Source organism: Agrobacterium sp. B1(2019) (assembly GCF_008274755.1).
In the GTDB taxonomy this organism is placed as follows: domain Bacteria; phylum Pseudomonadota; class Alphaproteobacteria; order Rhizobiales; family Rhizobiaceae; genus Agrobacterium; species Agrobacterium salinitolerans.
This window is the reverse complement of record NZ_VTPB01000003.1, coordinates 439,822-465,786: the sequence shown is the minus strand read 5'-3', so window position 1 is coordinate 465,786 and position 25,965 is coordinate 439,822. Positions and strand designations below refer to the sequence as shown.

Below are 25,965 nucleotides of genomic sequence, written 5' to 3'. Positions count from 1 at the left end.
TCACATGCTAAATTTAACCCCCATGCAGGTGGCCTATTGGGTCGGCCGCGAGGCGGATGGAATACTCGGGAAAGTTACGCCCCATCTCTACCTCGAATTCGACGGGAAGGCGGTGGATGCGGAAAAACTGGCCGTTGCCGTGGAAAGGCTCTGCCGGCGTCACCCCATGCTGAGCCTCAGGATCGATGCGGAAGGCCATCAGTCCGTAGATCCTGCCGACCGGCCGCTCCGCCTCGATGTGGAGGACATGGCCGCACTCGATTTGGAGGCGCTTGCACGCCGTCTTGAGGCGAAGCGCGAAGAATGGAGCCATCGCCGGGCCGATCTTCTCATTGCCGCACCGGCGGCGATCTCGCTCAGCCTGTTGCCGGAAGGGCGTTGCCGTCTGCATGTGGACACAGACATGCTGGCCGTCGATCCGGCCAGCGTGCGGATCGTGATGGAAGACCTTGCCCGCTTTTACGAGACGGCGTCTGGCGCAGACGAAACCCGGACTTTCGAACCGGTTACCCCGTCGTTTTTCGACTGGGCGGAACGTCTCATGTCCGATCCGGACTTGAGGGGCTTACGCGAAAGTGATCGCCTGTGGTGGCGGCAACGGCTTGCCGATGTTCCGGACGCTCCGCCGCTGCCGTTTCTGTCCGATGACCCCTCGCGCGCCGTTCACACGGACCGGCTCGCCACGCTGCTTTCAGCGGCCGAGCGTAGCAGCCTGGAGCGGACAGCGCGGCGTTTTTCCGTGACGACATCGACCCTTCTGCTCGGTGTTTTCGCACTGGCGCTGTCTGAGGCGGCGGGGGCGGAAAAATTCCGGCTTTCCGTGCCGGGTTTCTGGCGCGCGCCGCTGGTGGAAAGGGTCGATGAAATCGTCGGCGAATTTTCCAATGTGCTCGTGCTCGGCGTCGACATCAGGCCTGAAGAAACGCTTGAAGCGCTGCTTGGCAGGCTGTTCGATGAGATGAACGGGCTTCTCGCACATCAGTCCTATCCGGGCGTCAGCGTCATGCGCGATCTCTCCCGTCAGCGGGGTGGTTTGCAGACCTCGCCGGTGGTTTTCACCGCAGGAGTCGATCTTCCGGGCGGAGAGCTCTTTTCGGAACGGGTCGAGCGGGTGTTCGGTCCGATGGTCCACACCGTCTCGCAGGGGCCGGGGGTGGCGCTGGATGCGCAGGTGGCGGCGGTGGATGACGGCTTGCTGATCAACTGGGATGTGCGGCTCGATGCGTTGCCGGAAAGCTGGCTGCGCGCTTTGTTCGAAACCTATGTCGCTCTTCTCCGCCGGCTCGCCGAAACCCCCGATCTCGCTTGTGAAAGCGTGGAGCGATTTGTCGCAAGGCAGTCGGAAGCGGTGGCCAAGGCAAAAGGAAAACCCATGGAACGTCCTCTCTCTCCGCTGCAACAGGCCTATCTGCTCGGGCGCGGCACCCATCTGCCGCTCAGCGGCGTTGCGATGCAGGAGTTTCGCGAATATCGCGGCGATATCGACCCGGAACTGCTTCGGTCGCGGCTTGCCGCAATGGTCGCGAGACATGAAAGCCTGCGCACCCGCATCGACGAGCGACGCCTGGTCCAGATCGTCTCCGACGAAGCGAAGATCAATCTCGATCTCGTCGATCTTTCGGCCCTGTCTCTTCCGCAAGCCGAGGCAAGGATCGACGCGGTGCGACGGGACTTCTCCCATGCACATTTTGATCTCGCCGCCTCTCCATGGCAGGTCACTGTGTTTCTTATGCCGGATGCAGGCCCGACGGGGCATAAGATCGTGGTCTTTCTGCGTTTCGACGCGCTTATCCTTGACGGGCGGGCCATTGCGAGCCTCGCGGCGGAATTCTTCGATGGTGTCGTGCCGCCGGAATCCCCCGCTACGATCGGAACGCCGAAGGAGGATATCTCGGCGGCCCGCGTCAGGGATGCCGCCTATTGGGTTGAAAAGTTGAAAGATGCCGAGGTGCCCTCGCAACTGCCGTGGAAAGCACCGCTCGAAACCATTCCCACCTCGCGTTACAGCCGCCAGAGCGTGACCGTGGAAAAACAGCACTTCACCGCCTTTTCACGCATCGGTGCGAAAGAGCGGCTGTTCAAGAATTCGGCGCTGACGGCTGTTATCCTCGATGTGCTCTCGCTCTGGCTCAACGAAGGTGCGCTCGTCGTCGGCATCCCCGTCGCACCGCAGGTGGAGGGTGCCTTCGCCAACCGCTCCAGCTTTATCGCCGTCCAATGGGATCCGGCCAAGAACAGCTTTGCGGAGCGGGCGGCGGGTCTCCAGACGGATGTGCTGGAAGGGCTGAACCATCTCGCCTTTTCGGGTATCGATCTCAATCGTGTGCTTCTCAATGCCAATCCGGGCGGGCTCGCCTTGCCGGTGGTGATTACCAACGGTCTGACTTGGCCGACGCTTTCATCCGGCTCGACGATGCAATGGACCGGCGGGCTTACGCAGACGCCGCAGGTGGCGCTGGATTTCCGCTTTTCGCAGAATCCGCAGGGCGATCTCGTGCTCGATATGGACTATGCCGAGCAGGCGATCGATGCGGCGACGGTGGCGGATATTCTCGCGGCAATCGAACGAGCGATTGCCGGGATCGCCAATAGCGGCGCTTTCTCCGTCAACGCACGCGACATTGTCGAGCTGTCTCACTATCGGCTGAACGGCGACGAAGAAAACTTCGTCTGCCCGCCATTTCTGGAACGGCTCGCCGGCCATCTTTTCGAGGGCGACCCGTCGTGCACGGCGCTCGTCAGCGGCAGGCGGCGCATCGCTTATGGCGAACTCGGTCAGATGGTGGCAGGGGCGATGGCGGGCCTTAAGGCGCGCGGCATCGGGCGTGGCGATGTCGTTGCTGTGTGCCTGCCACGCAGCCCGGACCATACGGCTATCACGCTCGCCGCAGCGCTGATGGGTGCGGTCTGGGTGCCTGTCGATGCCGGCTCGCCGGAAGATCGCCTGCGCTATCTGCTGACCAATTGCCGCCCGGCGATCATCGTCGCCCGCAGCGTTCCGCAGGGTTTCGACGCCGTCGATCCGGCGGCGCTTATGTCCGCGCCCGCACCGGCTGGCGCGCCCGTTACCAAGGCGGAGGTGGCGGCGCTTTCCCAAAGCGAAGAGCCCGCCTTTTATCTCTACACGTCGGGTACGACTGGCAAACCTAAATGCGTCGTGCTTTCCAACCGCGCCACGGCCAATGTCATCGGCAGCACGCTTGCGGAATGGGCGGTGACGGATAGCGATGTGTTTATCTCCGTCACGCCGCTGCATCACGACATGTCCGTCTTCGATGTTTTCGGCGCGCTCGTCGCAGGGGCGACGCTGGTGTTGCCGGAACCGGGCGAGGAAAAGGATGCGGTGCGCTGGAACGAGCTGGTGGCCGAACATGGCGTCACGCTCTGGTGCTCGGTGCCGGCCATCCTCGAAATGCTTCTCTCCTGCCGCCGTGGCGACCAGCTCTCATCGCTGCGGCTCGTGGCGCAGGGCGGCGATTACATCAAGCCTGTAATCGTCGAAGAGCTTCGCAGATTGAAGCCCGGCCTGCGGCTGATATCGCTGGGCGGACCGACGGAAACCACGATCTGGAGTATCTGGCACGAGATCGTTGCGGAAGATGTGGCGGCCGTGCCCTATGGCCATCCGCTGCCCGCCAATCGTTACTTCGTCTTCAACGATCAGGGCGGCCATTGCCCGGCCGGTGTCGTCGGCCGCATCCATACGGCCGGCGTGAATGTGGCAATCGGCTATCTTGAAGATGGCGCGATTACCCAGACGGATTTCGTGACGGTCGACGATCCGGAAGGAAACCCCGTTCGCGCCTTCCGCACCGGAGACCGGGGCCGTTACCGGCCGGATGGCAAGATCATGTTTGCCAGCCGCGTCAATGGTTACGTCAAGGTGCGCGGCGTGCGCGTTTCGCTGCCGGATGTGGAAAACGAGCTTATCCGCCATCCTTCCATCCAGCGGGTTCTGGTGGTGGATTACGGCCTCGAGCAAAAGGGCGAGGCGGCTATCGGCGTGCTTTACGTCGTTGCGCCAGGTCTTGAACTCTCGACCGCCGATCTGCGCAATTTTGCCCGGAGCCATCTGCCGGAATCGCATGTGCCCGGCCGGTTTCTCAAGGTCGACGATCTGCCGCTCTCGGCCAACGGCAAGCCGGATCGCCGTCGCGCCCGTGAATTGCTGAACGGTGCCACGGAACCGGTAAAAATCTCCGCCCCTGCGGCTCCTGCCGTCGATCAAGGCGACCGCCGGGTGCTGGATATCTATCTCGGCGTGTTGGGTAAAAAACCGGCGAATGTGGATGCGAACAGCGACCTGTTGGCGCTCGGTCTTCTGCCTTCGCATCTGAAAATCGTCTCGGCTGAAATCCGCACTGCCTTCGGCGTGGACTTGACACCGCAGCAGCTTTTGCGGTGCCGCAACGCCAGACAGGTGACTTCGCTCCTGGCCGCCCGGGCGGTGTGAACCCAATCATTTCGGGTGGCACTTCGCGCCCGATAACGGAAATTGTGCAAGGAAAAACAGATGGCGCATATCGATCCTGCCGGCGGCTGGCTTCCACTGACGCAGCCGCAACTCGATTTCTGGGAGGAGTTTTCCTTCCATCCCGACGAGCCGGTTTCCACCGTCGCCCATTACATCGATCTTTCCGGTGCTGTGAATGAAAGCGCGCTCCTCCAGGCGATCAAACGCACCGTGCGCGAATCCGAAGTCCTGTCGATCCGTTTCCGCATCGGCGACGATGGCGAGACGCCACAGCAACGCTGCGATCCAAGCCATGCCCCGGTGGTGGAACTCGTCGATCTCCGTGGCGATTCCGCTCCTCTGGAAGAGGCGCTGCGGCGCATGAACGCGGATGTGGAAGCAAGGCTCGATCTCAGAACCGACAGGCTTTCGGCGCAGCTACTCTACCGTATCGCCGATGACCGCTATCTCTGGTACATCCGCGCCCATCATATTGTTGTTGATGGTTATGGCCTGACGTTGGTCGAACAGCGTTGCGGCCAGCTTTACGGGCACTATTGTGGCAAGGGCGAAGCGGGTCCGGATTTCCACCCCTTCGGCGATTTCCTTGCCGAAGAGGAAGCTTATAAGCAAAGCCGGCGTTTTGAAAAGGACCGCGATTTCTGGGCGGCCTATCTTGCCGCACCCGCCGATCTGCCGGTGCTGGACAAGGATTGCGAGGACTATGGCGGCGGCGGCCTGCATACGGATGCGGCCTTGCCGCAGGGTTTCAGCACACGGTTGCAACAGGTGGCGGGCGCAATGGAGATCGGCTGGCCGGACCTTCTGGTGCTGCTTTCCGGACTTTATCTCCACCGTGTTCTGCCGCGGCCGGACTGCGATGTGCTGACCTTGTGGTTGCCTTTCATGAGTCGCTGGGGCAGCGTCGGCGCGCATATGCCGGCCATGCTCGTCAATATTTTGCCCTTCCATCTCACCATCGAACCGGGGGAGAGCCTCGGCGCATTTTTGACGCGCAACGCCGCCAATCTGCGAAAGCAGCGCCTGCATGGCCGCTACCGCATCGAGCAGATCGCCGCCGACCGCGAAATCCCGAAGGGTCGGCGCTTCTTCTTCTCGCCGCTCATCAATGTCCTGCCCTTCAGTGCGCCGGTCTTTGCCGGGCTTACCGTTATCAGGCACATCCTTGCCAATGGTCCCGGCGACGGGTTCAACCTGACCTTCCGTGGCGAGGATGACGGCAGCGAGTTGAACCTGCATATCGATGCGGATTCAGCGCTGACGCAAGCGGAGGATTTCGCCCGCTACCGCGAGGAGTTGCCATTGTTCCTCGATGCCATGCTGCGCGAGGAGGCGCTGACGCTTGCGGCGGCTCAGGTGTCCACGGCATTGCGTCTGGCGGTTTGAGGGCAGACAACGGACTTTGTCAACAATCTGAACCCGGCTCTGCGACGCAAAGCCGGGTTTTCGTTGCCCCAAGTCCAGCTCAGGCGAGTGTCGTCAACACACGGTTCGAAGCGCCGTTTTCAGCGAAACGGCCAAAGATGCGGCTGGTGGTGTGGCGCAGCCGCTCGACATCGTCAGGGCCGTAGCGGTCCGAACGGTAGCTCATCAAGACGCGAATGGAACGCTCGCCGCCGATTGTCTCTTCCATCACCTCGAATTGCAGCCCCAGCATGGATTCATGCTTGTCGGGGTCGATCTGGCGGAACTCCACCGGCTTGCCATCCGGCCCGGCAAGGGTGCCGTTCAGCTTGTTCTTGGCGTGAATCTGGATGAAGACCTCGAACAGATGGTCGCGGCCGGGTGTCATGCCCAGTGCCTCCTCGACGAGATCGATCGGGATTTCGCTATGCTCCAGCGAGCCGTTGATGGTGTTCTTCACCGAAGAAATCAGGTCGCCGACGGTCATGGTCTCGCCGAAACGCACGCGATGGGCGACAACCGTGGTGAAATAGCCGATCGTATCGAAATAGCCGCTATCGGTGCGGCCCGAAGCCGAGGTGCCGACCACGAGATCGCTAAGCCCGCCGAGATGGCGCAGCGATGCGGCGATGGCGGCATAGACCACGTTGAACAGCGAGGCGCTGTTCTGCTTGGCAATGGCGTAAAGCCCGTCGCTGACATGTTTTTCCAGCTTGAACTCGATCCAGCCGCCTGCCGGTGCTTCGTCCTGCGTTGCCGCGTGCGGCGTGCCGCCCTGTTCCTTGAGGGTAAGGCCTTTTGGCGCATCCCGCAGCATATCGGTCCAATAGGCCAGGTGGCCAGCATTGACGCCTGACGCGACCTGTTTTCTCGCAAATTCATGGAAAGGTGCCGGCTTGGTGGCAAAGACCGGAGCCTTGCCCGCCGCCCTTGCCCGGTAGGCCTCGGTCAGCTCGTCCATCATCAGGTTCACAGACCATTCGTCGAGCACGATGTGATGGAAGAGGAAGGAAAGCACCTGGCGGCCGGTCTGCGCATCGCGCAGGAAACGCAGCCGCATCGGCAGTTCGCGCGCAAGATCGAAGCGCCAGCCGGCTTCCGCGTGCCGGTCCACACCTTGGCTTTCTTCGCTGGTCCAGAACCATTTGTAACCGGGCAGGTCGTGCATCGGCACGATCTTCTGCAGAACTGTATCTTCTTCGACGTAGAAATGGGTCCGCAGGCCGGGATGGCGCTCGATAATGTCGAGGAAGGCGCATTCGAAGGCATTCTCATCCACGGGATCGAGGAAATCGAGCGCGAAGGGAATGTTGAAGATTTCGCCGAAACCGAAGGCGGCATAGGCCTTCCAAAGCGACATCTGCGCCAGCGAAAGCGGTGCGGTGAGCGAGCCACTCGCCGTTGCCTGCGCCTGCGCGGGTGCTGCGGTTTCGAGCCGGGTCGCCTGTCTTGCGAGAGAGGCGGCGGTCGGGTAGCTGAACAGGTCGTTGAAGCGCAGTTCGATGCCGTGATTGCTCAGAAGACGTCCGATGATGCGCGTCGCAATCAGCGAATGGCCGCCGAAATCGAAGAAATCGTCATCCGGCCCCATCTCGGGCGAGACGAGCGCTTCACGGAATTCCGCAAGGATCGTTGCGACGGTGTCGTCGTCGTTCTCACCGGAAACAGCGGGCGAAAGGGTCGCCTGCTGCGGTGTCGCCGCGGCGTTTTGAGGGACGATGCCGGAAAAATCCGTGCCGCCTTCGAGATGGCTGACGAAACGCTCCAGCAGGAAGGCCGTCGCATGCGGCGACGTCTCCCTGCCGCCTGTCAATTCGAGGCGGATATCGCCGGCGGCTGTCGGACCGGCGGCAAGCGTCAGGCCGAGACCGGATTGCAGGGAGGGCAGGGGCAGGTGCTCAAACTGGAGCCCATGCTCCGATGTGGCCTGAACGGGTGTCGCAAGCGCGTGCAGCGTGAAGGTGGCAGTTCCGCCTTCATTGTCGTTTCGCTGCTCCAGACCGGACAGCACGGCTTTTTCAGCCCGTTCGGGCGTTTGGTCGCGCGAGACAGCTACCCGTGCCGCAGCCTCGGCTGACATCGGCATTGAAGTGCCGACGCCGGGCTGCAGGCGCAGGGTCACTGTCTCGGGACCGCCGGTTTTTGCCAGGAAAAGGGCAAAACGCGATCCGGCGCGGGCCAGAAGCGCGTTCGTTGCCGTGGAGCAGTTGAGACCGAGCAGGGTGGCGGGAAGATCGACGCCGTGGCTGTGGCTCACCGGCCTGTCGATCCCGTTTTGCCGCAACGCCACGACGGTCGAGCCGGAGGCCGGACGTTGCAGCCAGTGGAGCGGAAGCGGGTCGACGCTGTCACTTTCGACCGCGCGCGGCGAAAGCGGCTTAGGCGCTTCCCCGGCGTAGGCGGCGGAAATACCTTCCAGCAGGATTTGCGGCGAGAGGACTTCGCCGAGCAGGCCGTGGACCAGAAAAGCCAGCAGGATTTCTCCCTCGCTTAAAAGCACGACGGCCTGAAACGGCGGATCGGTTTCGGCATCGAAGGGCCTTGCCTGCAGGTCGTGCAGCAAGGTCAGGGCCTCGCCCGCCGATGGAACATGCAGCAGTTGCACGATGGATGCGGACGGGGCTTCGATGCTCTTCGCCAGAGTGCCGTCCTCGCCGAAGGCAAAGCGTGCACGAAGCTCGGGCCAGACCTCGCAAACCGTCTTCAGCGCCGAGGTCAGACGCAGCAGATCGCACTCTTCACCGATGCGATAGGCGAGAAGGGCGCGGAAGACCTGATCGGGATCCTGAAACTGCTCGAACCAGACCCGTTCTTCGTATTGGCTCGGCGGGGCTGCATCCCCCCTGTCGAAACTCTCTTCGATGCGACGTGCGAGCATACGCGTATTGTCTGCTGCCATGGTCCTCTCCTTGGAATATACGGGAATCGCGCTCCGGCGCGAAACGTGCTGTGTCGTGGGATCAACGTCCCGCGCGCGACCGTTCGATGAGCGCCTGCCATGCGGCAAGCGTGGGCCGCCGGGTCAGATCCTCATAATCGAGCCGTGTTCCGGCAAGCTGTGAAAGCGGCGACATCAGCCGCATGAGGGCAAGCGAATGAAGCCCGCGACCGAACAGGTTGTCCTCCGGTTCGATGTCGCGCACCTCATCGTCGAGAACGCTGGCGATAAGGGCCTTGAGTTCCGTCATCATCGTTTCCGCCTCCGGCATGGCGTCCGCCGCGATTACCGGTTCATTCATCGAAATGATCGTGAACGCCGCTGGCGCCGCGCCGCCAGTAACCGGAAGCGCGGGTCCATTTTGGGTTGGCGCCGAATTCTTCAACCAGAAGGGCGCGAATCTCCTTTGCAGCCTTCGATTCGCAGGCGACCCAGCTGAAGAAATCGCCCTTCGGCAGGTCGAGCTTGCGCAGAGCGCCCACCAGCGCGTCGTGGTCGGTTCCGTTCTCCGTCTTCTGTGTCACCCAGACGATAGACGCATCCGCCTTCGTCGTGAGCTCCAGCCGGTCGGCATCCGTCTCGACCTCGATCAGCGCCACGACGCGGGTGCCTTCAGGCATTTCCTCCAGCCGCCGCGCCAGCGCCGGAAGGCCGGTATCGTCGGCGATCAGCAGGTGCCAGTCGTAGGTGAAGGGAACGGTGAAAGAGCCGCGCGGACCGGCGATCCACGCTTTGTCACCCGCTTTGGCGGCTTTCGCCCAATTGCTGGCGGGGCCGTCGTGATGGGTGGCGAAATCGATGGCGAGTTCGCCTTTTTCGGCATCGAAGCTGCGCGGCGTGTAGTCACGCGCCAGCGGGCGCGGCGCGCCTTGCGGGAACTCAATGCCGTTCGGGCCGATCACCGGCAGGCTCGGTTCGGTTTCACCGGGCTGGGGGAAGAACATCTTGACGTGGTCGTCAAAACCGAGGCTCACAAAGCCCTCCAGTTCCGGCCCGGTCAGGACGATGCGGACCATGGACCGGCTGAGCTTTTCGACGCGCGCGACATTGAGTGCGCGCAGCGCGACGGCGTGGCGATGGCGTTTTGGCGTGCGGTCCGGTGCTGCGGAACCTATCGTTTCTGGCATGCTCATGCTGTTGTCTTTCCTGGGATATTGCCGATGGGGTCGGCGGTGTCGCTGTCCCGGGTCGGCGGGCCGGACGATCGCGCGTTGGAATTTTCCGGCGAGCGATCCGGCCTTGTTGCGTCAAGATACGCGAACCATAACAGGCGGTTTCCGCTGTCGCAATATAACTTTCTCTAAAAACTCAAGTTTATATCACCTGAGGTTTTTGCTGAATTGCCGCTGGCCGATCAGCGGCGGCTGGCCCAGCTTTCCACTTCATCCAATGTGTGCAGGGCGCTCGGAATGGAAGGCGTCGTGACCCTGGTGGAATCGAGGAAAACGATCCTTTTCTCGCGCGCGGGTTTTACGAAACGCTCCCAGCCGGGAATGATCTTTTCGAGGGCGGCGCGCGTTCCGGCCTCACCGCGGGCGGGGCTGGTATAGCTGTTCATCACCACCAGCAGGTCGGGATTGAGCTTGCCGAAGGCATCGGCGCTGAGCGGCATCATCAGGGTCGAGCCCATTCCGCCCGAAGAAGCGGCGTTGTCGATCTTCAGGCGGGTATATCCCAGATCCTCCAGCGCCTGCACCGCGCCGGACATGTCACCCACCGCATTGATCTGGTCGGTCAGCAGGATCGCGAGATAGGTCTTGCCCTTGATATCGTCGCCCAGCGTCTTTTTGACCGTGGCAAGCTTCGTGTCATAGGTCTTCCGGCGCTCTGCAAAGACATCGCTTCGCCCGACCAGACCCGCAAGATCCTCCTCCACGCTGAAGCCATAGGCTTTGCCGGCGCTTGCCTTTTGCAGATAGACGGGTGCGACGGTGGAAAGCTGTTCGGCCTTGCCGCCATCCATTTCCGTGGCGACGATCAGGTCCGGTTGCAGCGCCCGCAGTTTTTCGAGGTCGATCTGGCCGACCGCGCCGAAACCCTTCGGTTTCGTGCGGCCTTCACCGAGCACGGTGTCGACGAAGTCGACGGCGGTGGCGAATTTGCCGTCGCTGTTGCGGCCATAGGCGCCGACCACATTGGCGCCGAGATCCATCAGCGGCACACCGAGCAGCGGCTCGTGCATGACGACGATGCGCTGCGGCTTTTCCGGAACGGAGACGGTGCGGCCGGCGGCATCGGTCACGCTGCGCTCGGCGGCGAGACTCGTTCCGGCGGCCAGAAGTGCGGCGATGAGGATGGCAATTCGCATGGCATTCCCTTTATTCGATGTCTTCAGTGGCTATCGGTTCTGCGCAGCGCCTGTAGGCGCAGCGTGAGGATGAAAAGCGGCACGCCGATCAGCGTCAGCGCAAGGCCGATCGGCATCGGTGTATCGGCGACAAGCCCGCGCGACAGCGTATCGGCGGTGACGACCAGAATGCCGCCGGTGAGCCCCGACAGGAAAAGCCTGGCGCGGCCGACGGCGGGCGAAACGAAAGTGGCGAGATGCGGGGCGATGACACCGAGAAAGGTCAGCGGGCCAACCGCGGTAACGGAGGAAGCGCTGAGGATCACCGCAAAAACAATGACGAGCGGACGCGAGTGCCTGACCGTTTCCCCGAGTGCCATGGCCATTTCATTTCCGAGATCGAAGACGGCAAGTGCGCGCCCGATGAGGAAAATGCCGGCAAGGCTTGCGGCAAAGAGCGGCGCGAAAACGGTGATGGTCGGCCAGCTTGCCTGAAACAGCGAACCCGCCATCCAGTCGGCCAGCGACAGCGAGGTTTCCGCCGGCGTATAGAGTAGAAGCACCGAGGAGACGGAGGAGAGCGCCGATTCAATTGCAATGCCCATCAGCAATATGGCAAGGCCGCTTGAGCGTTCCCGCCCGACGAGCGCGATGAGAAGGAAGGCGACAGCCAGACCGCCACCGACGGCCGCGAGCGCCACCAGCGTCTTGGGGGCCGTCGGCACCAGCACCAGAAGCAGCATGATGGTGGTCATCGACCCCTGACTCAGACCGAACAGGCCGGGATCGGCGAGCGGATTGCGGGCGACGGATTGCAGCATCGCGCCCGCCAGCGCCACGCTCCAGCCGGCCATGAAACCGATGAGGATCCGCGGCAGCCGCACCGTCCACAGCGCATAGGCCTGATCGTCGCCGAGATGCCCGCCCATCAATCCGCGCAGGAGATCGGCGAGGCCCGTTTCGGTATTGCCGAGGCTGACGGACAGGGCGGCCAGCGCCAGCGCCAGCACCATCAGCGCAAGGCCGGCTTTCAGATTGCCGATCCTGATCTGCAGGCCGCTCGGCAGCCGCAGCACCGCTTTGCCGTCGGTGGCGAAATACCGTTTCATGACAGCCCCCTTGCCGAAGGCGACAGATAGAAGCGCTTGACGATGACGATGAAGACGAGGCCGCCGAGCAGGTCCATGAACAGCCCGGTATTGACCACATAGGGTGCAAAAAGGGTTTGCGCGCCAAGATCGGCCAGCACGCAGAGGCCCGCGCCGACAAGCGCGGAGGCCGGCAGGGCAAGCGTGAAATTCACGCCGACCAGCGGCCGGATCATATGCGGCACGATGAGGCCGACGAAACCGATGGGGCCGCAGATCGCCACCGCCGAACCCGAGGCCAGCATGGTGGCGAAGAGCGCGACCCGGGAAATGCGCGTGACATTCACACCGGCGGAAGCGGCCTTTTCAGTGCCCAGCAGAACCAGCGTCAGCGGCCGGGCGATCGCCCACAACATGACGAGCGCAATCGCACCGACCCACCAGAAATCGGTGAGCCGCTCGGCATAGACGTGGTTGATATTGCCGCCTACCCAGCTCAGGAATTCGGCACGGCGTGTGGGGTTGGAAAGAAGAAGGGCGTTGGTCACGCCGATCAGCAGCATGGAAACCAGCGCGCCGGAAAGTATGAGCGACAGGCCGCGCGGATCGTTTGCCCGCCCGGCGAGACGCGCGACGACGAAGCAGGCGGCAAAACCGAAGCCGGCGCCAACAAGCGCCGCAAGGCCCTGTATTTCCGGAGAGACATCGAACACCAGCGCGCCGGCAATCACAAAGAGCGTCGCGCCGGCATTCAGTCCCAAGGTGGAGGGCGAGGCGAGGGGATTGCGTGCAAGCCCCTGCAGCACACAGCCGCTGACGGCCGTCGTCGCCCCCACATAGATCGCAATCAACGAGCGTGGGATCTGCTGATAGAGAAGCACCGACTGCTCATAGGTATCGGCCTCGCCGCGCCAGAGCGTCGCCACGATTTCGGCCGGCGGCATGTCGCCAGACATGACCAGCAGATTGATGGCGAGGATGGCGGCCAGCAGCAGCGCGGCGGCGAAAATCAGCGTTATTTTCGGGGTCATGCCGGAATGGCCTGTTCCTGCCGCTCCAGCCGGGGCACGCAGATGAGCCGCCCCTGCCGGGAGAAGATATCGGCTTCGAGATCGAAGACCTCGGCGACATTTTCGGGCGTGACCGTTCTTTCCACCGGCCCGGACGCCACAACCCCCCCGGCTTTCAGCATGATGACATCGTCGGCGAAAGTGGCGGCGAGGTTGAGATCGTGCAGCACGACGATGACGGTCTTGCCATGCCTGTCCGACAGTTCGCGCACGAGGCCGAGAACGGCATATTGATATTTCATGTCGAGATGATTGACCGGCTCGTCCATCAGGATCACGTCCGTATCCTGCGCCAGCACCATGGCGATGAAGGCGCGCTGGCGCTGGCCGCCGGACAGCGTGTTGACCTGCGCTTTCGCCTTGTCTTCCAGCCCGACGGTCTTCAGCGCCTCGGCAAAAAGCGCGCGGTCGCGTTCGGTCGGTCCGCCCGCAAGCCCGTAACGGGCGTAACCGGAAAGCTCGATCAGCTCACCGAGCGTCATATAGTCAGGGCAATGGCACTCCTGCGGCAGATAGGCGACGCGCCGCGCCAGTTTCCGGCGTCCGATCTCGTCGATCGAGCGCTCGCCAAGTCTTATTGCCCCCGAGGACAAAGGCACGAAACCCATGATGGTCTTCAACAGCGTCGACTTGCCGCAGCCATTGGGGCCGACCAGCGCGGTGACGCGGCCTGCTCTGAAACGGGCGGAAAGCCCCCGCAGGACGGGAACATGTCCATAGCTGGCGTGAAGGTCCGTGGCGTCAAGCACCGGATACAACTCCTGTTATTCATGCGCCCATGCGTCGAGACGCCGCACGGTCGTTATAAGTATTTGAATTTCAACATCGAACTCGCGGAAAAAGCACGTCTTTCCGGCGGGCGCGACGGTGTGGTCTTGAAGCGACACTAAACTATAGTAAAATTCTCCACAAATCGAAATTTGCCGATTCAACGCGCGGATTTCCTGCCGGTTATTTCAGTCGAGGTGCATCATGTCAGTCACAGCCAAGCTTCATGTCGGCATGTCGCTGGCCCCAACATGGCTCAGCGGCGAAGCCTGGCGGCGCGCGGACAGTGATATAAGCGGGGTGTTTTCCAGCGATTATTTCGTCGATCTGGCGCAGCGCGCTGAAGCCGCGCATGTGGATTTCGTGTTTCGGCCAGATACGCTTTTTCTGCGCACCGAGGGGCTGGAGACCGGCGGAGGATTTGCCAGCATGGACCCGACCATGCTTCTTGCGGCCATTGCACGGGAAACCAGCCATGTCGGGTTGTTGTCCACCGTTTCGACCACATTTCTGCCGCCCTATGTGGTCGCCCGCCAGATCCAGTCGCTGAACTGGCTGAGCAATGGCAGGGCGGGGTGGAATATCGTCACGGCGCTCGACGGGCACGAAAATTTCGGTCTGACAGAGATGCCTTCGCCGCAGGAGCGTTACGAGCGCGCCGCCGAATTCACGCAGGTGGTGAAAGCGCTATGGGCGAGTTTTCCGAACGAAGCTCTCAAACTCGACCGGGAAAGCGGGCGGTTCGCCGATTCTTCGCTGGTGCATCCGGTGGCGCATGAGGGCAGGCATTTCAGCGTCAAAGGCCCGCTCAACCTGCCGGCCCATGCCAGCCGTATTCCGCTCGTGCAGGCGGGCGCCTCTCCCGAGGGCCGCGATTTCGCTTCGTCGGTGGCCGATGCTGTCTTTGCCTCCACACCGGACATGCAGGCGGCCATCGAACTCAGGGCGGATTTGCGGCGGCGTGCCGAGGGCCACGGCCGCAACCCCGACGGGGTGAAGATGATGCCGGGCCTCAGCCTCTATCTGGCGGAGACCGGCAGGGAGGCGCTGGAACTCTTTACGGAGACCCACGTCCGCGCTAACCGCTCCCGCGCCTTTGCCTCCATTCGCGATATGACGGGTCTTGATCTCACGGACTGGCCGCTCACGCGGATCGTTACCGCCTCCGACCTGCCGCCGCCGCCCGAGACACCGCGAAGCCGCACCCATGCCGGCCTGCTGCGCCGGCTGATCGAGCGGGAGACGCTGAGTGTTGCGGAATTATTGCGGCGTCCGGAAGTGATGGGGTCGGGCCATTGGCAGATCATCGGCACCGTTGAAGATGCCTTTGAGGCCATCCGTGAATGGGCGGCTGCCGGGGCGATCGACGGTTTCGTCGCGGTGCCCGGAGGTTCGGTGGCGTCCATGCGGCTGGTGCTGGAGCGGCTGTTGCCGAAGCTCGCCGATGCCGGGCTTTTCCGCACGGCCTATTCCGGCCGCACCTTTGCGGAACATCTGGCCGAATAGGCTTACGCGCCGCCGGATTCGGCCGTCGCCTGTCCGGCGGCTTCGATCAGCCGGGAAAAATGCCGTTCGGTCTCAGCGGTTGCGACAAAGGATACGGTGGTGACGACACAACAGAGTTCGCCCTGTGCGTCGAAAACCGGCGCGGCCTTGCCCGTCAGAGCGGAGAACAGATGTTCATTGAGTTCCGCGCCACCCGCTTCGCGGATGGTTTCCAGAATGCCGGCATCGGGACGGGAGCCGCGAAAAGCGGCCGGTTGCAACCTGCGCACGGCAGCGATCCTGTCCGGCGGCAGGTAGGCCTGGAAAACCAGCCCGCAGGCGCTGTTGTCGAGCGGCAGAACATCGCCGAGCGCCACGGTGCTGATGGAAAAGCTAGCGCTTCTCGCCCATCGCACCACGGTCGGGCCGCGTTCGGTCCAGATCGCCACGCCGCAGCTGGCGCCGATCCTGGAGGCAAGCGCATTCATCTGGCGGCCGGCGGTTTCGACCGGATTGATTCGCCTGAGCGCGCTGATGCCTATTCCGAGCGCCGCGGGTCCGAGATCGTAACTACCGCTTGCGGGATCCTGTATCACTAGTCCTTCCCGCACGAGGCTCTGCATATAGCGATGCGCGGTGGAGCGGCCGGTGCCGGCGCGTTTGGCCAGTTCGCCCAGGGCAAGCGCCGTATCAGATCTGGCAAGCAGATTGAGAAAACGCGCCGCGATCGACACTGACTGAATGAGGGCCGAGCGCTTTTCGCCCTCGTTTTCCGGCAGATTGTCCGTATCGTCATCCATGGCGCTCAAGCCCGTTCCCCCGTTTTGTTGAGCATGCCTAACGCATCGGGGCGGAAATCGGAATCGATTTCTGCGGACGGAATTATGCTGTTCCCTTTCGAAACGCTGCGGGTGCACAAGCGGCGGCGGGTAAACTTTGTTGTAAATTTGGCACATCCCGTTACGGAAGCCTTTTTGTCCGCAATACAGAACGCATTCTCTATTGCGAAACGGATAACGCTTCCGTTACTTGAATATGACTTTAATACTCATGTTTATTAGGGGTTTGTGATGGGGTTCAGTTCTAACGGTCGTTTGATGAGCGGGGTCAGCGCTCTGACGCTGGCGACATTGTTTGTGACGCCGGTTCTCGGTCAGGATCAGCAGGCTGATGCGGTGGGCACCACCGTCTTGAAGCCGATCGTGGTGACCGGTGAAAAAGTGGCGCGCGACATGAAGAACACGGCGTCGTCCGTATCTGTCAAATCCGCCGAGGAAATCAGAAAAGAAAAGACCGGCGACCCGACCGTATCGGAAGCGATCAAGGATATTCCGAACGTCGTTTACACCGACAATGTCAGCGCACCGATCATTCGCGGTCTGGATACGCAGGGCCCGAATACGGGCGCGACGGCATTTTTCGCCGGCACCGTGCCACGCGCCACGATCAATGTGGACGGCCATTATCTCGGTTATAACGAATTCATTTATGGCGCGACTTCCATCTGGGACGTTGAAAGCATCGAAGTGTTCCGCGGTCCGCAGACCACCTCGCAGGGCGCCAACGCCATTGCCGGCGCGATCGTCGTCAACACGAAGGATCCGACATTCACGCCGGAAGCCTCCTATCAGGCGGAAATCGGGAATTACCACCAGAAGCGGGCCTCATTTGCGCTTTCGGGTCCGCTCGTCGAGGATCAGCTGGCGGCGCGTCTGGCGGTTGATTATTCCGGCCGCGACACTTTCATCGACTATATCAATTCGGGATTCGCGCATGGGGGCACGGATCAGGACTTCAAGGAGTTCAACGCGCGTTTCAAGCTTCTGTGGGAACCGCCGGAGATTCCCGGGCTGACGACCAAGCTTACCTATTCCTATAATGCCGCCAACCGGCCGAGCCAGGAAGCGGCGTCGCGTCCTTTCGAGGATCTCAATCACGTCACCACCACCATGCCAAGCTGGAGCCAGAACACCCACACCGGTATTCTCGACATCGATTATGATTTCGAGAACGGCGTGAAACTCTTCAACCAGACGCAGTTCTCCGCTTCGGACGCCAGACGCCGGGTTGGTGTCGTGAACAACGGCGATGCGGATATCGACCAGACGAACGCTTCTCACGAAACACGCGTGACCTTCGGTGACCAGGAAGACGTGCTGAGCGGTGTCGCGGGTATTTATTACGCGCATAGTCAGGCTGACGAGCTTCTTCGACTTACAGGGCGATTTAACAATAGTCTTTCGACGTTCGACGACACCAAGGACAATCTCGGCATCTTCAGCGAGCTGAGCTATCGCCTTACGGACCAGTGGACGCTGACCGGCGGCCTGCGTTACCAGACCGACCGCATCCAGCGTTCGGGTCGCTCGGTTTATTCAGCCCGTGCGGTGGATTTTGACGAGACCTTTTCCGAACTGCTGCCCAAGGCATCTCTCGCTTATGCGATCAATGACGACTGGACCGTCGGCGGCATGATCAGCCGTGGTTATAATCCCGGCGGTATTTCGCTGAACATCTCGTCGGGACAATGGTTGCCGTTCGAGAAGGAAACCATATGGAATTACGAGCTTTATACACGTGCGAAAATACTGGATGACCGGCTGACGCTCAACGGCAACCTGTTCTACATGGACTACAAGAACGCCCAGTACAATATTCCGGTCGTCATCTCATCCGGCATCACCCAGTCCTACACCATCAATGCGCAGAAGGCGCATGCTTATGGTCTGGAACTCGGCGCCGACTATCAGGTTCTCGACAATCTGACGCTGAAGGCGAGCGCGGGCGTGCTGAAGACCGAGATTGATGAGATTTCCAGCAATAACAGCTATGCCGGAAATGAATTCGCGAAATCGCCCGGCTTCATGTTCAGCGTCGGCGCGAGTTGGGATGTGACAGACAAGTTCACCGTCTCGGGACAGGTGCGCCATATTGACGGCTATTATTCCGACACGGCCAATACGGCTGCCTATGCCATCGATCCCTATACGATCGCCGATGTGCGCGCGAGCTACAGGTTCCAGGAAGAGATGGAGGTTTATGCCTATGTCAAGAACATCTTCGACGAGCGTGCGCCCACCTATATGCAGCAGAACCGCGGCATTGGCGGCATCGAGGCCAGCATGACCGAACCGCGCATGTTCGGCGTCGGTATTCGCGGCACGTTCTGAGCGATTGCCGGATTTGAAAAGCAAAAGGCCTTCGAAGTGATCTTCGAAGGCCTTTTTTGAAGCGATGCGGAGAAAGCCTCAGAAAAACGCCTGAATGCCCGTCTGCGCCCGGCCGAGGATCAGCGCGTGGACGTCATGGGTACCCTCATAGGTGTTGACCGTTTCGAGGTTCTGGGCGTGGCGCATGACGTGATATTCGATCTGGATGCCGTTGCCGCCATGCATGTCGCGCGCCTGGCGGGCGATATCCAGCGCCTTGCCGCAATTGTTGCGCTTGACGATGGAGATCATTTCCGGCGCCATCTTGTGTTCGTCCATCAACTGGCCGACGCGCAGCGACGCCTGAAGGCCGAGCGCGATCTCGGTCTGCATGTCGGCGAGCTTCTTCTGGTAAAGCTGCATGCCGGCGAGCGGCTTGCCGAACTGCTTGCGGTCGAGACCATATTGCCGGGCGCGGAACCAGCAATCTTCCGCCGCACCCATGACACCCCAGGAAATGCCGTAACGGGCGCGGTTGAGGCAGCCGAACGGGCCCTTCAGGCCGGAAACATTGGGCAGCAGCGCGTCTTCGCCCACTTCCACACCGTCCAGAACGATCTCGCCGGTGATGGAGGCGCGCAGCGACAGCTTGCCGCCGATCTTGGGCGCGGAGAGGCCCTTCATGCCCTTTTCGAGCACGAAGCCCCTGATCTGATTGTCATGGGCTTCCGATTTTGCCCAGACGACGAAGACATCGGCGATTGGCGCGTTGGAAATCCACATTTTCGAGCCGCGCAGGCGATAGCCACCGGCAATCTTTTCAGCGCGGGTCTTCATGCCACCGGGATCGGAGCCGGCATCCGGCTCGGTGAGGCCGAAACAGCCGATCAGCTCGCCGGAGACGAGGCCGGGCAGATATTTCTTCTTCTGCTCGTCCGAGCCATAGGCGAAGATCGGATGGATTACGAGCGAGGACTGCACGCTCATCATCGAGCGGTATCCGCTGTCGATCCGCTCGACTTCGCGGGCGACGAGACCATAGGCCACGTAACTTGCATTGGCCGCGCCGTATTCTTCCGGCAGGGTGACGCCGAGAAGGCCGGTGCGGCCCATCAGGCGGAACAGTTCCGGTTCGGTGGTCTCGGAAAGATAGGCTTCGGAGACACGCGGCAAGAGTTCCGATTTGCCGAAGGCGGCCGCGGCGTCGCGGATCATCCGCTCGTCGTCGTTCAGTTGGTCTTCGAGCAGAAAAGGGTCCTGCCAATTGAATGCTGCGTGTTCGCTCACGTGATGCCTCCGGATTTGCTGGCCGGATTATTGGTATTCGAGCCAGTCGGCACAAGCCATGTTTACTCATTTTTGCATTACATATAGTAATGGCTCATGACGTCTCTCAGCCGTAAACTCCTGCCCTCCACCAGCGCGCTCGCCGCCTTCGATTCCGTGGCCCGGCTCGGCAGCTTTTCCGCCGCCGCCGATGAGCTTGCCCTGACGCAAGGGGCGATCAGCCGGCAGGTTATGTCACTGGAAGAACAGCTTGGCGTGCGCCTGTTCGAACGCGGCGCACGCGGGGTTGCGCTGACGACCGAGGGCCGCGCCTATGCAAAATCGATTGCCGCAGCCCTTGGCGAGATTCGCTCCGCCTCCCTGCAGATCATGACCAAAACGCATGGCAATACGCTGAACCTCGCCATGCTGCCCACCTTCGGCACGCGCTGGCTTTTGCCGCGTATCCCGGATTTCGTGACGAGCCACCCCGAAATCACCATCAATTTCGCCACCCGCATCGGGCAGTTCGATTTCGAGCGCGAGCAGCTGGATATGGCGATCCATATCGGTCAGGCCGACTGGCCGGGGGCGGAAAGCACCTTTCTGATGCATGAAATGGTCGCGCCGGTGTGCAGCCCGCAATTCCTCAGCGCCCATCCCGTGGAAAAGGGAGAGGATATCGCCGCCCTGCCGCTTTTGCACATGGCCTCGCGGCCGGGCGCATGGGGCCACTGGTTCGAAAGCCTCGGCCTGTCGCTCGCCTTGCCGCAGGGCATGCGGTTCGAGCAGTTTTCCAGCGTGGCGCAGGCCTGTATCGCCGGACTGGGCGTGGCGCTGATGCCGCTTTTCCTGATCGATAATGAGCTGAAATCGAAACAACTGGTAAAGGCCTTCGATCATCAGGCCAGAAGCCCCAGCTCCTATTATGCGGTGGCCCCGCTTTCACGCGCCAATCACGTGCCGGTCGTGCTGTTTCGTGACTGGCTGGTGCGGCAGGTGGAAGCTTACCGCACGGCGAACAGCGACGACCCACAAAAATAATCGCACTTTTTTCGGGCAGTTAGACTTTATGCCCGGGTTTTCGCCGATTTTGCCTTTCACCGGACTCGACAGGGCGGCCTTGCTCGATTATCGTGATTAAACGTTTAATCAGTCTTTCCGGACCATCATGGCGTCTTCACGGCCTGCCACCAATCTGAGCGCGATAGCAGCGGCACTCGGCGTGTCGGCGGCAACCGTGTCCAATGCGCTGTCGGGCAAGGGCCGCGTTTCGCCGGAGCTGGTGGAGCGCATTCGCAAGACGGCAAGCGAGCTGGGCTACGTGCCGAGTTCAGCGGGCAGGGCGCTTCGCACCGGCAAAAGTGGTGTTCTGGGGCTGGTGCTGCCGGATATTGCCAATCCTCTTTTTCCGCAGATCGCGCAGGCCATCGAAAAGGCGGCCGTCACTGCCGGTTACGGTGTGCTGATCGCCGACTCGCGCGGCGAAATCGCCATGCAGACGGATGCGATCAACCGGCTGGTCGAACGCGGCGTGGATGGCATGGTTATCGTTCCCCGCCGCGGCACGCGCATTGCCGATGTCGATTGTCCCGTCGCGGTGATCGACAGCCCCTCGACGCCCGGCAACACGGTCGCCGCCGACCATTGGGATGGCGGCCGGCAGGTCGGCGACTATCTGGCCGGGCTTGGCCATCGCAAGGTGGTGCTGGTGGGCAAGAACCGCGATTCCAACGTGCAGAACGACCGTCTCGGCGGTATTCGCGATGGTCTTGGCAAGACATGCGTGACGCAGACGCTCTGGGTGGACGCCATTGAACAGGCGGGCGGTGCGGGTTGCCGGCTTGGTCTTGCAGAGAAGGTTGCCGAAGGGTTCACCGCCTTTGCCGCCGTCTCCGATCTGCATGCGCTGCGCGTACTTACCGAATTGCAGCGCGAGGGCATCGAGGTGCCGGAAGAAGCCAGTGTCACCGGCTTCGACGATCTCATCTTTTCCGCCGTGGTCACCCCGCCGCTCACGACCATGCGCATGGATATGGGCCGCATCGCCGATCTCGCTGTCGGCGCGCTGCTGCGTGCGATCGACGGCGTGGGCGAAAACGGCGTCGCAGTCGATGTGGTGGCGGACATCTCGAAAGTACCGATGGCGCTGATCATGCGCGGCTCCACCGGCAAGGCAAAGCATGATGCGATTGAAGCCAAAAAAACGACAGCAGGAGAACTCACACCATGAAAAAGATCATTTTTGCATCGGGCGCCGCCCTGATGTTTACGATGGGCGCCGCGCAGGCGCAGGACAAGACGCTGACGATTTCCGTCTACGCCTTCGCGCAGGACGAATTCAAGGAACTGGTCTATACGCCGTTCGAAAAGCAATGCGGCTGCAAGCTGGTCGTCGAGACCGGCAACAGCGTTGAGCGTCTGGCCAAGATGGAGGCCAACAAGGCCAATCCGGTGGTCGATCTCGCCATCGTTTCAATGGCGGATGCGCTGTCGGCCGCCCGCAAGGACCTGATCCAGAAGATAGACGCGTCCAAGGTTCCGAATATCGAAAAGCTCTATGACATCGCCAAGGATCCGAATGGCGACGGCATGAGCGTCGGCGTCAATTTCTACGCCACGTCAATCGTTTACCGCACCGACAAGATGAAGATCGACAGCTGGGCCGATCTTTTGAAGGACGGTATCGTCGACCACGTCGCTTTCCCGAATGTCACCACCAACCAAGGCCCGCCGGCACTCTATATGCTCGGCAAGGCCATCGGCAAGGATACGGCCGATCTTTCCGGCGCTATCGAGGCCGTGGGTGAAAAGAAGGACGATATCGTCACCTTCTATGTCAAGTCGTCGCAGCTCGTGCAGCTGATGCAGCAGGAAGAAATCTGGGCAGCCCCCATCGGCCGCTTCTCCTGGGCGCCTTTCACCAAGCTTGACCTGCCGCTTGCCTGGGCAACACCCAAGGAAGGCCAGACCGGCGGCATGAATGTGCTCGTGGTGCCGAAGGGCACGAAGAACGAAGATTTAGCGTTGCAGTTCATGGATTTCTGGCTCTCGACCGATATTCAGAAGGCGCTGGCCGAAAAGCTGGTGGACAGCCCGACCAACAGGGAAGTCAAGGTTTCCGACGAGGTGGCGAACAACATCACCTATGGCGACGAAACCGCAAAAAGCCTGCAGCTCATTCCTTCCGACGTAACGCTCGATAACCGCGACAAGTGGCTGTCGGAGTGGAACGCGAAGGTCGGTCAGTAAGGCCTTCACCGTTTGGAATGGGGCATCGTCCGGAAGGGCGGCTCCATTCCCGGAAAAGCGGTTCGGTCGTCCCCTGACCGCTTTTCCACCTTCCAATTTCTCAGGCCGGTGCGTCCGGCTGCCGTAACAACCGGCTTTGAGGCCGTTCAGGGAATAAACCAATGTTTCAGAACCGGGCCGAAGCGCTGGCGCTTGCCTTGCCCGCCGCAATTTTCGCGGCGGCGGTCTTTCTCGTGCCGGTCTTCATCCTGCTGTCTGAGGGGTTTCGCACCACTGACGGCTGGACATTGTCGGCCTATGCCGCCTTCTTTTCCGATCCGCTGAACCAGACGGTTTTCCTGCGCACGCTGAAGCTCGGCGCGCTTGTCACCGTCGTGTCGGCGGTGGTGGGTTATGCGGCGGCTTTTGCCATCGTCAACCTGTCGTCGGGCAAGAAGGGCCATGTGGTCAATCTCGTCGTGCTGCCGCTGATGATCTCGCCGGTCGCCCGCACCTATGCCTGGATCGTCATTCTCGGCAGAACCGGCATCGTCAATCAGGCGCTGCAGGCGGTGGGGCTGAGCGATGCGCCGATACGCATCCTGTTTTCCGAAACGGCTGTCTTCATCGGCCTTCTGCAACTCTTCCTGCCGTTGATGATCATCTCGCTCATCAGCGCGCTGGAGAATATGCCGAAGGATACGATCGCGGCCGCCCGCGTTCTCGGCGCGAACTGGTTTCAGGTGTTCTGGAAGGTTATCCTGCCCCTCACCAAGGAAGGGCTGGTCGTTGGCGGTACGCTGGTCTTTACCGGTTCGCTGACGGCCTATATCACGCCCGCCATTCTCGGCGGCTCCAAGGTGCTGATGCTGGAGACCCTGCTTTACCAGCAGGTGACGGTCTCCAACAATTTCGTTGCCGCCAGCGTCATCGCCTTCATCCTGATCGTCATGAGCTTTGCCGCCAATATCCTCTTGAAGCGCATCGCCACCGCGAGGAACAAGAAATGACCCGGCAGCTCTTCATTCCGCTCACGCTCCTTCTTGTCGTCGGTTTCCTGATCGGGCCGTTTCTCATCATCGTTGCGGCCTCGTTTTCGGCCGGCGATACGCTCGCCTTTCCGCCGCAGGGCTTTTCGCTGAAATGGATCGCCAAGGTCTTCACCGTCGAAAGCTTCCGCGAAAGTTTCGCCATGTCGATGTTCCTTGCCATCGGCGGCACCTTTGCGGCGCTCATCCTCGGCATTCCGGCGTCCTACGCCATGTCGCGCTACAAGCTGCCTTTTGCCGAGACAGTGCGCACCATCGTTTCCGCGCCGATCATCGTGCCCGGCATCATCGTGGGTCTGGCCCTGCTGCGTTATTTCGTCGTGCCCTTCGGCATCGGCATCACGCTTGCCCTGTTTCTCGCCCACACAGCGCTCATCCTGCCTTATGCGGTGCGGGTGGTATCGGCCAGCCTCAACAATCTGCGCTCCGATATCGAAGAGGCGGCGGTGCTGCTCGGCTCGTCGCGGGTGGGGGCGTTTTTCCGCGTCGTGCTGCCGAATATTCGCGGCGGCATTCTCTCAGCCTTCATTCTCGGTTTCGTAACGAGTTTCAATCAGGTGCCGGTGTCGCTGTTCCTGTCGGGTCCCGGTGTGCGCACGCTGCCCATCGACATGCTGGGTTACATGGAAATCGTCTTCGATCCTTCGGTGGCCGCACTCTCCTCGCTGCTCGCCTTCCTTTCCATCGGCATCGTCTTCATGGCCGAACGTTTTCTGGGGTTCTCCCGTTATGTCTGACGCAAATTATCTTTCGCTCCAAAAAGTCTCGCTCGCCTATGGCGGCAATGTCGCCGTCAAGGACCTCGATCTCGATATCCGCAAGGGCGAGCTGCTCGCGCTTCTGGGACCCTCCGGCTGCGGCAAGACCACGACGATGCGCGCCATTGCCGGGCTGATGCCGGTGGCAAGCGGACGCATCGATCTCGATGGCGCCGATATCACTCGCGTTGCCGCAAACAAGCGCGCCGTCGGGCTGGTGTTTCAGTCCTATGCGCTCTTCCCGCATCTGACGGTTTACGAAAACGTCGCCTTCGGCCTGAAACTCAAGGGCATGAGCGGCAAGGCGCTGGAAGACAAGGTCGCCTCCGGCCTGAAATCGGTGGGCTTGTCCAGCTTCGCCTCGCGCAAGCCGGCGGAGCTTTCCGGTGGCCAGCAGCAGCGCGTGGCGCTGGCGCGCTCCATGGTCATGGAGCCGAAGGTGCTCCTGCTCGATGAGCCGCTCTCCAACCTCGATGCCCGGCTGCGCCTTGAAATGCGCACCGAATTGCAGCGCGTGCAGAAGGAAACCGGTGTGACGATGATCTTCGTCACCCATGACCAGATCGAGGCGCTCGCGCTTGCCGACCGTATTGTCGTCATGAAGGGCGGCAAGATTGAGCAGATCGGCACGCCGGAAGAGATTTATAACGCGCCGGTTTCGTCCTTCGTGGCGGATTTCGTCGGCTTTGAAAACATCTTCGCGCTTGATGGCGGCGCGTTGAAAACCGCAAACGGCACAACACCGCTTACCGGACCAGTCCCTTCAGCATCTGGACTGGCCTGGCGGCCGCGCATGGTCACCCTCGGTTCAGGTCCTTTCCAGGGAACCGTGCGCGGCACCTCCTTTGCCGGCAACAGCCGCGAATATCTGCTCGATACGCCGCTCGGCCCCATCAAGGCGGAAACGGACGCCGCCTTGGCCGCCCACGCCATCGGCGATACGCTCGCCTTCGACCTGCCGGTTGACAAGGCGGCGAGCCTCAAGGTGTTCAGCTGAC

Annotated in this window: 19 protein-coding genes; 10 read left to right on the top strand and 9 right to left on the bottom strand. The window is 61.5% G+C overall.

Going from position 1 to position 25,965, the window contains the following annotated elements; all coding sequences use genetic code 11:
• The first annotated feature begins 4 nt into the window (after positions 1 to 4).
• Both AGR1_RS22415 and AGR1_RS22410 read left to right on the top strand, forming a co-directional pair.
• Entirely contained in the window at positions 5 to 4,453 is a 4,449-nt protein-coding gene (locus AGR1_RS22415; protein WP_149148293.1) for an amino acid adenylation domain-containing protein, read from the top strand.
• A 60-nt stretch (positions 4,454 to 4,513) separates the two neighbouring features.
• Complete coding sequence (locus AGR1_RS22410; protein ID WP_077984107.1) at positions 4,514 to 5,860, top strand: condensation domain-containing protein; 1,347 nt, start codon at positions 4,514 to 4,516, stop codon at positions 5,858 to 5,860.
• 79 nt (positions 5,861 to 5,939) lie between these two features.
• On the opposite strand, the gene AGR1_RS22405 is transcribed toward AGR1_RS22410, so the two are convergent.
• The 7 genes from AGR1_RS22405 to AGR1_RS22375 form a co-directional block, all read right to left on the bottom strand.
• Complete coding sequence (locus AGR1_RS22405) at positions 5,940 to 8,777, bottom strand: condensation domain-containing protein (protein WP_149148292.1); 2,838 nt, start codon at positions 8,775 to 8,777, stop codon at positions 5,940 to 5,942.
• Positions 8,778 to 8,838: 61 nt separating this feature from the next.
• Entirely contained in the window at positions 8,839 to 9,117 is a 279-nt protein-coding gene (locus AGR1_RS22400) for a phosphopantetheine-binding protein (protein WP_137411929.1), read from the bottom strand.
• On the bottom strand, positions 9,110 to 9,949 hold the full coding sequence (locus AGR1_RS22395) for a siderophore-interacting protein (protein ID WP_137411930.1): 840 nt from the start codon (positions 9,947 to 9,949) through the stop codon (positions 9,110 to 9,112). Before AGR1_RS22395 ends, AGR1_RS22400 begins: the two co-directional genes overlap by 8 nt.
• 221 nt (positions 9,950 to 10,170) lie before the next feature.
• Entirely contained in the window at positions 10,171 to 11,124 is a 954-nt protein-coding gene (locus AGR1_RS22390) for an ABC transporter substrate-binding protein (RefSeq protein WP_077984103.1), read from the bottom strand.
• 23 nt (positions 11,125 to 11,147) lie between these two features.
• A complete protein-coding gene (locus AGR1_RS22385) occupies positions 11,148 to 12,212 on the bottom strand; it encodes an iron ABC transporter permease (RefSeq protein ID WP_137411932.1) in 1,065 nt (354 codons plus the stop codon).
• Complete coding sequence (locus AGR1_RS22380; RefSeq protein WP_137411933.1) at positions 12,209 to 13,222, bottom strand: iron ABC transporter permease; 1,014 nt, start codon at positions 13,220 to 13,222, stop codon at positions 12,209 to 12,211. The genes AGR1_RS22385 and AGR1_RS22380 overlap by 4 nt, the downstream gene beginning before the upstream one ends.
• The gene (locus AGR1_RS22375; protein WP_137411934.1) at positions 13,219 to 14,019 is read right to left on the bottom strand and encodes an ABC transporter ATP-binding protein; all 801 of its coding nucleotides are present in this window, start codon (positions 14,017 to 14,019) and stop codon (positions 13,219 to 13,221) included. The genes AGR1_RS22380 and AGR1_RS22375 overlap by 4 nt, the downstream gene beginning before the upstream one ends.
• A gap of 214 nt (positions 14,020 to 14,233) precedes the next feature.
• Here AGR1_RS22375 and AGR1_RS22370 point away from each other — a divergent pair, with 214 nt between their 5' ends.
• Positions 14,234 to 15,535: an NtaA/DmoA family FMN-dependent monooxygenase gene (locus AGR1_RS22370; protein WP_137411935.1), complete on the top strand. Its 1,302-nt coding sequence runs from the start codon at positions 14,234 to 14,236 to the stop codon at positions 15,533 to 15,535.
• Between the two features lie 2 nt (positions 15,536 to 15,537).
• Here AGR1_RS22370 and AGR1_RS22365 read toward each other — a convergent pair whose 3' ends face one another.
• Positions 15,538 to 16,314 carry an IclR family transcriptional regulator gene (locus AGR1_RS22365; protein WP_077984098.1) on the bottom strand — a complete coding sequence of 259 codons (777 nt, stop codon included), beginning with the start codon at positions 16,312 to 16,314 and terminating at the stop codon, positions 15,538 to 15,540.
• Between the two features lie 270 nt (positions 16,315 to 16,584).
• Here AGR1_RS22365 and AGR1_RS22360 point away from each other — a divergent pair, with 270 nt between their 5' ends.
• Positions 16,585 to 18,684, top strand: a complete 2,100-nt coding sequence (locus AGR1_RS22360) for a TonB-dependent receptor (RefSeq protein ID WP_149148291.1) — start codon at positions 16,585 to 16,587, stop codon at positions 18,682 to 18,684.
• Positions 18,685 to 18,762: 78 nt separating this feature from the next.
• Here AGR1_RS22360 and AGR1_RS22355 read toward each other — a convergent pair whose 3' ends face one another.
• Entirely contained in the window at positions 18,763 to 19,878 is a 1,116-nt protein-coding gene (locus AGR1_RS22355; protein WP_236760909.1) for an acyl-CoA dehydrogenase, read from the bottom strand.
• A gap of 168 nt (positions 19,879 to 20,046) precedes the next feature.
• Here AGR1_RS22355 and AGR1_RS22350 point away from each other — a divergent pair, with 168 nt between their 5' ends.
• From AGR1_RS22350 to AGR1_RS22325, 6 genes are all read left to right on the top strand, one after another.
• Entirely contained in the window at positions 20,047 to 20,973 is a 927-nt protein-coding gene (locus AGR1_RS22350; protein WP_080793975.1) for a LysR family transcriptional regulator, read from the top strand.
• 127 nt (positions 20,974 to 21,100) lie between these two features.
• Complete coding sequence (locus tag AGR1_RS22345; protein ID WP_149148290.1) at positions 21,101 to 22,162, top strand: LacI family DNA-binding transcriptional regulator; 1,062 nt, start codon at positions 21,101 to 21,103, stop codon at positions 22,160 to 22,162.
• Complete coding sequence (locus tag AGR1_RS22340) at positions 22,159 to 23,181, top strand: ABC transporter substrate-binding protein (protein ID WP_149148289.1); 1,023 nt, start codon at positions 22,159 to 22,161, stop codon at positions 23,179 to 23,181. The genes AGR1_RS22345 and AGR1_RS22340 overlap by 4 nt, the downstream gene beginning before the upstream one ends.
• A 161-nt stretch (positions 23,182 to 23,342) precedes the next feature.
• Positions 23,343 to 24,170 (top strand): ABC transporter permease, encoded by an 828-nt coding sequence (locus tag AGR1_RS22335; protein WP_149148288.1) that lies wholly within the window; start codon positions 23,343 to 23,345, stop codon positions 24,168 to 24,170.
• The gene (locus AGR1_RS22330) at positions 24,167 to 24,946 is read left to right on the top strand and encodes an ABC transporter permease (protein WP_065655279.1); all 780 of its coding nucleotides are present in this window, start codon (positions 24,167 to 24,169) and stop codon (positions 24,944 to 24,946) included. Before AGR1_RS22335 ends, AGR1_RS22330 begins: the two co-directional genes overlap by 4 nt.
• The gene (locus tag AGR1_RS22325; protein WP_077984091.1) at positions 24,939 to 25,964 is read left to right on the top strand and encodes an ABC transporter ATP-binding protein; all 1,026 of its coding nucleotides are present in this window, start codon (positions 24,939 to 24,941) and stop codon (positions 25,962 to 25,964) included. Before AGR1_RS22330 ends, AGR1_RS22325 begins: the two co-directional genes overlap by 8 nt.
• Position 25,965 lies beyond the last annotated feature (1 nt).

What these genes read in the sequence shown, in the direction of transcription:
- AGR1_RS22330 (WP_065655279.1), top strand. Translation starts at nt 24,167, where the DNA reads ATGACCCGGCAGCTCTTCATTCCGCTCACGCTCCTTCTTGTCGTCGGT.
- AGR1_RS22340 (WP_149148289.1), top strand. Translation starts at nt 22,159, where the DNA reads ATGAAAAAGATCATTTTTGCATCGGGCGCCGCCCTGATGTTTACGATG.
- AGR1_RS22395 (WP_137411930.1), bottom strand. Translation starts at nt 9,949, where the DNA reads ATGAGCATGCCAGAAACGATAGGTTCCGCAGCACCGGACCGCACGCCA.
- AGR1_RS22415 (WP_149148293.1), top strand. Translation starts at nt 5, where the DNA reads ATGCTAAATTTAACCCCCATGCAGGTGGCCTATTGGGTCGGCCGCGAG.
- AGR1_RS22350 (WP_080793975.1), top strand. Translation starts at nt 20,047, where the DNA reads ATGACGTCTCTCAGCCGTAAACTCCTGCCCTCCACCAGCGCGCTCGCC.
- AGR1_RS22325 (WP_077984091.1), top strand. Translation starts at nt 24,939, where the DNA reads ATGTCTGACGCAAATTATCTTTCGCTCCAAAAAGTCTCGCTCGCCTAT.
- AGR1_RS22370 (WP_137411935.1), top strand. Translation starts at nt 14,234, where the DNA reads ATGTCAGTCACAGCCAAGCTTCATGTCGGCATGTCGCTGGCCCCAACA.
- AGR1_RS22385 (WP_137411932.1), bottom strand. Translation starts at nt 12,212, where the DNA reads ATGAAACGGTATTTCGCCACCGACGGCAAAGCGGTGCTGCGGCTGCCG.
- AGR1_RS22390 (WP_077984103.1), bottom strand. Translation starts at nt 11,124, where the DNA reads ATGCGAATTGCCATCCTCATCGCCGCACTTCTGGCCGCCGGAACGAGT.
- AGR1_RS22355 (WP_236760909.1), bottom strand. Translation starts at nt 19,878, where the DNA reads ATGATCCGCGACGCCGCGGCCGCCTTCGGCAAATCGGAACTCTTGCCG.
- AGR1_RS22410 (WP_077984107.1), top strand. Translation starts at nt 4,514, where the DNA reads ATGGCGCATATCGATCCTGCCGGCGGCTGGCTTCCACTGACGCAGCCG.
- AGR1_RS22380 (WP_137411933.1), bottom strand. Translation starts at nt 13,222, where the DNA reads ATGACCCCGAAAATAACGCTGATTTTCGCCGCCGCGCTGCTGCTGGCC.
- AGR1_RS22365 (WP_077984098.1), bottom strand. Translation starts at nt 16,314, where the DNA reads ATGGATGACGATACGGACAATCTGCCGGAAAACGAGGGCGAAAAGCGC.
- AGR1_RS22335 (WP_149148288.1), top strand. Translation starts at nt 23,343, where the DNA reads ATGTTTCAGAACCGGGCCGAAGCGCTGGCGCTTGCCTTGCCCGCCGCA.
- AGR1_RS22360 (WP_149148291.1), top strand. Translation starts at nt 16,585, where the DNA reads ATGGGGTTCAGTTCTAACGGTCGTTTGATGAGCGGGGTCAGCGCTCTG.
- AGR1_RS22400 (WP_137411929.1), bottom strand. Translation starts at nt 9,117, where the DNA reads ATGAATGAACCGGTAATCGCGGCGGACGCCATGCCGGAGGCGGAAACG.
- AGR1_RS22405 (WP_149148292.1), bottom strand. Translation starts at nt 8,777, where the DNA reads ATGGCAGCAGACAATACGCGTATGCTCGCACGTCGCATCGAAGAGAGT.
- AGR1_RS22345 (WP_149148290.1), top strand. Translation starts at nt 21,101, where the DNA reads ATGGCGTCTTCACGGCCTGCCACCAATCTGAGCGCGATAGCAGCGGCA.